Origin of the sequence: uncultured Brachyspira sp. (genome assembly GCF_944393015.1) — a bacterium.
Classification (GTDB): Bacteria; Spirochaetota; Brachyspiria; order Brachyspirales; family Brachyspiraceae; genus Brachyspira.
In genome coordinates, this window is sequence record NZ_CALXYQ010000093.1 from 1 (window position 1) to 4,362 (window position 4,362).

4 protein-coding genes are annotated in these 4,362 nt (G+C 28.5%); 1 reads left to right on the plus strand and 3 read right to left on the minus strand.

Annotation, left to right across the window (positions count from 1 at the left end; genetic code table 11):
- The 3 genes from fucO to Q0K19_RS14920 all read right to left on the minus strand — a co-directional run.
- Positions 1 to 1,139: lactaldehyde reductase (fucO, locus tag Q0K19_RS14910; RefSeq protein ID WP_297249346.1), on the minus strand; the 1,139-nt coding region annotated here is incomplete at its 3' end.
- A gap of 61 nt (positions 1,140 to 1,200) precedes the next feature.
- Positions 1,201 to 1,905, minus strand: a complete 705-nt coding sequence (locus Q0K19_RS14915) for an L-fuculose-phosphate aldolase (RefSeq protein WP_297249348.1) — start codon at positions 1,903 to 1,905, stop codon at positions 1,201 to 1,203.
- A gap of 38 nt (positions 1,906 to 1,943) precedes the next feature.
- The gene (locus tag Q0K19_RS14920) at positions 1,944 to 3,353 is read right to left on the minus strand and encodes a rhamnulokinase family protein (protein WP_297249350.1); all 1,410 of its coding nucleotides are present in this window, start codon (positions 3,351 to 3,353) and stop codon (positions 1,944 to 1,946) included.
- Between the two features lie 233 nt (positions 3,354 to 3,586).
- On the opposite strand from Q0K19_RS14920, the gene Q0K19_RS14925 reads away from it, so the two are divergent.
- Positions 3,587 to 4,362, plus strand: a 776-nt coding sequence (locus tag Q0K19_RS14925; protein ID WP_297249352.1) for an ATP-binding cassette domain-containing protein, incomplete at its 3' end; no start/stop codon positions are given.

Consider the following 4,362-nt stretch of genomic DNA (forward strand, 5'->3'; position numbering starts at 1 on the left):
TTCTTATATAAAGCCAATATATCATCTAATGTTACATCTCTAGGATTTCCGCCAGTACATACATCAGCTAAAGCGTCTTTTGCTAATCTAGGAAGATCTTCTTCTTTAATTTTTAATTCTCTTAAATTAGCAGGAATATTAACATCTTTAGAAAGTTTTCTAACAGCTTCTACAGCAAGTTTAGCAGCTTCCTCTTTGCTTAATCCATCAACTTTTTCACCCATTGCCACAGCTATATCAACATATTTATCTATACAAACAGGCATATTAAATTCCATAACAGTAGGAAGAAGTACAGCATTAGCAACACCATGAGGAATATCAAATATAGCTCCAAGAGGGTGAGCCATAGAGTGAACAATACCAAGTCCTACGTTACTGAAACCCATACCAGCAACATACTGAGCAATACTCATTCCGTCCATATCAGTCATATTTTTATCTTTAACAGCACCTCTTAAGTGTTTAGAAATAAGCTGCATAGCTTTGTATTCAAACATATCAGAAATAGTATGAGCACCTTTAGTGATATAGCCTTCAATAGCATGAGTTAAAGCATCCATACCAGTAGCAGCAACAAGACTATTAGGCATAGAAGCCATAAGTTCAGCATCTACAAAAGCAACTATAGGTATATCTTTAGGGTCAACACAAACCATTTTTCTATTTTCTTCTTCATTAATGATTACATAGTTAATAGTAACTTCAGCAGCAGTACCGCAAGTAGTAGGAAGAGCCATAATAGGTACACTTTTGTTTTTAGTAGCTGCAACTCCTTCAAGAGATTTAACATCAGCAAAATCAGGATTATTTTTTGTAATACCTATAGCTTTAGCAACGTCCATTACAGAACCGCCTCCAACAGCAATCAAGAAATCAGCACCTGATTCATTATATTTTGCTAATCCGTCTTTACAGTTCTTAATAGTAGGGTTTTGCTTAATATCTAAAAATGTATCATAAGATATACCAGCACCATCTAAAACATCTTTTACTTTTTTAAGAACTCCGCAAGAATCCAAAACTTTATCACTAACTAATAATGCTTTTTTAAATCCTCTTGCCTTAATTTCAGTAGCAAGCTCGCTTCTTATACCAATACCAAAATAACTTGTTTCATTTAAAATATATCTAGCCATAAAATTCCTCCTATTATATTTTTTATTTTATTATATCTTCTATAGCTTTAAAAGATTTAATTTATTTTTTAGTTTTTGCTTTAGCTTTTGTTTTAGGCTTATCTTTAGTTTTATGCTTAACATTTAATCCATAGTTTTTGAATTTTTCCAAAACTATTTCCATTTCAGCATCAGATAAAACTGAATAATCCCCTATTCCTCTTACTCCCATATATAATCTTGCTAAATTCTCAACTTCCATCATTACATGATATGCTTTAGGCAAAGTTTCATCAGCAGCAAGAAGTCCATGATTTTTTAATATACAAGCTTTATATCCTTTCATAGCTTCAGAAATATTATCACATAGTTCCTGAGTACCATAAGTAGCATATTTAGCACAAGGAATTTTATTTCCTCCGGCAACACCTACCATATAATGTATAGCAGGTATATAATCTATATTTAATATAGAAACCATAGAAGAATAAATAGCATGATTATGTATCACGGCATTAAAATTAGGATTATCTTTAAGTATTGATAAATGGAATCTCCATTCGCTTGAAGGTATTTTATCTTTTTCAGGAGTACCATTTTCATCAACAAAAACAATATCATCTGGAGTCATAATCTCATAAGGCATACCGGAAGGTGTAATAAGCATACCATTTTCATATCTAAGACTTATATTACCAGCAGTTCCCTGATTAACACCATCTTTCCTCATACTTAAACAAGCATCTATTATACTTTTAGCTAAATCTTTTCTACTATTTTTAGACATCTTTTCTCCTTAAAAAATAAATAATTTATAATACTATATCATATTTCACTTATTTCAAAACTGTTTATAACTAATTTTCTCATTTCTTCAACATCTTTTAAAACCCCTAAAGCTTTAAATTGTGATAAAATATTACCTGTAGCTGTACATTCTATAGGTCCTATTGAAACTGTTAAATTAGTTTTTTCTTTAGTAAGCTCGCATATTAATTTATCTCTAGTTCCTCCGCCTACAATACATAATTTTTTAATATCTTTATTCAAAAGTTTTTTAAGACTATTGATATATTTAGCATAACTTTCTGCTAGCGAATTATATACGGAAGCTATTATAACACCTCTTGAATCTTTTGATACATTAGGCTGATTTGTATCTTTATAATAAGATAATATTTCATCTTCTATGTCTTTAGGATTATAGAATCTATTATCATTAATATCTATTCTATGTTCATCTTTAATATTATCTCTTGCTAATTTTTCCATATCATTAAATGAGATTTGACATTTCTTTTGTAATAGCTGTATAGTCCAAAGTCCGTTAATATTTTCTAAGAATCTTATAGTATTATTATAACCCATTTCATTTGTGAAATTATTTTCAAAAGCTTCATCGGTTAATACTGCCTCTTTCAATTCTACTCCAAGCAAAGACCATGAACCTGAAGACAAGTATGCTGTATTATCATCAAAAATAGGTGCTGATAATACAGCAGAAGCAGTATCATGGGAAGCAACAGCTATAATATCGAATGGCTTGCATCCCAGATAATCTGCTATCTCTTGTTTTAATAAACCTTTTTTCGTACCAGCTTCAATTAAAGGAGGAAGCTTATTAATATCAAAATGAATTTTTTTCAAAATTTCTTCAGACCATACCTTTTTTTTCACATCTATTAATTGTGAAGTTGAAGATATAGTATACTCAGATGAAATATTTCCTGTTAAAAAATATCCAAATAAATCAGGAGTAAATAATAATTTTGAAGCATTATTAACAATATCTGCTCTGCCTTGTATATCTTCATATATTTGCATTACAGTGTTAAAAGGCATGCATGATATACCTGTTATATTAAATAATTCTCTAGCACCTAAACCTATTTTTTCCAATTTTTTTATAGTATCTATAGTTCTAGTATCTCTGTAATTTACTGGATTGGATAATAATTCTCCATTTTTATCTATATAGCCATAATCAACACCCCAAGAATTTATACCTAGAGATGAAGGCTGCACTCCCATATCTACAACTTTTTTAATACCTTTTAATAATTCATTATACATATATATAAAATCTGTATAATAATAATTATTAATTTTTATAGGAGTTAAAGAAAATCTGTGAACTTCTTCCAAAGTCATTTTATCGTTTTCAAATTTAGATAAGAATATTTTACCGCCAGATGAACCGAAATCGCAAGCTATAGAATAAACTTTATTACTCATAATAACCTACCATAATAAATATATGTTTATAATATAATACATTTTTGTTTCATATTCAATAAAAAAAGTGTTTTTTTTAACAAAAAATAAAACAAAATAATAAAAAATAAAAAAAATGAAATTTATTTCATTTTTGGTTTAAAAAAAACAATATGATGTTGATTATAGCAGTTTTTTTTACTAGAATATAGAATATAAATAAAAATTTAAAACTTAAGGATTAATTTATTCTTATGAGTGATAATGTAATTTTAAAAATGACAGGTATTGAAAAAAGGTTCAAAGGTGTTTATGCTTTGAAGAATTTCAATTTCTCTTTAGAAAAAGGTGAGATTTTGGCCTTGATAGGAGAAAACGGAGCTGGTAAATCCACACTTATGAAAATTCTATCCGGTATATATAAAAAAGATGCCGGAACTATAGAATATTTCGGAAAACCTTTGGAAGTATCTGGACCTAAAGAAGCTGAAGAAAATGGTATATCAATAGTGCATCAGGAATTAAATTTAATGAATCATTTAACTGTAGCACAGAATATATTCATAGGACATGAGCCTTTAAATAAATTCGGATTGATAGATGATAAATTAATGATAAAAAGAGCAAAAAAAATATTTGAAGGTATGAATGTTGATATAAATCCAGCTGCTAAAATAGGATCTCTAACTGTAGGAAAACAGCAATTGGTAGAAATAGCAAAAGCATTAACTCATAATTCTAAAATATTAATATTAGATGAGCCTACTGCTGCATTAACAGAATCAGAAACCAAAGAACTATTTAGAATAATTAAAGACTTACAAATAACAGGCGTATCAATAGTATATATTTCTCATAGATTAGATGAATTATTTATATTATCTGACAGAATAACTGTAATAAGAGACGGTGAATATATAGATACAAAAATTACTAAAGAAACAAATAAAGATGAAATAGTAAACTTGATGGTTGGACGTGTTATATATGAAACACCTAAAACTGAAAGTAAAGTAGCAAAAGATGCTAA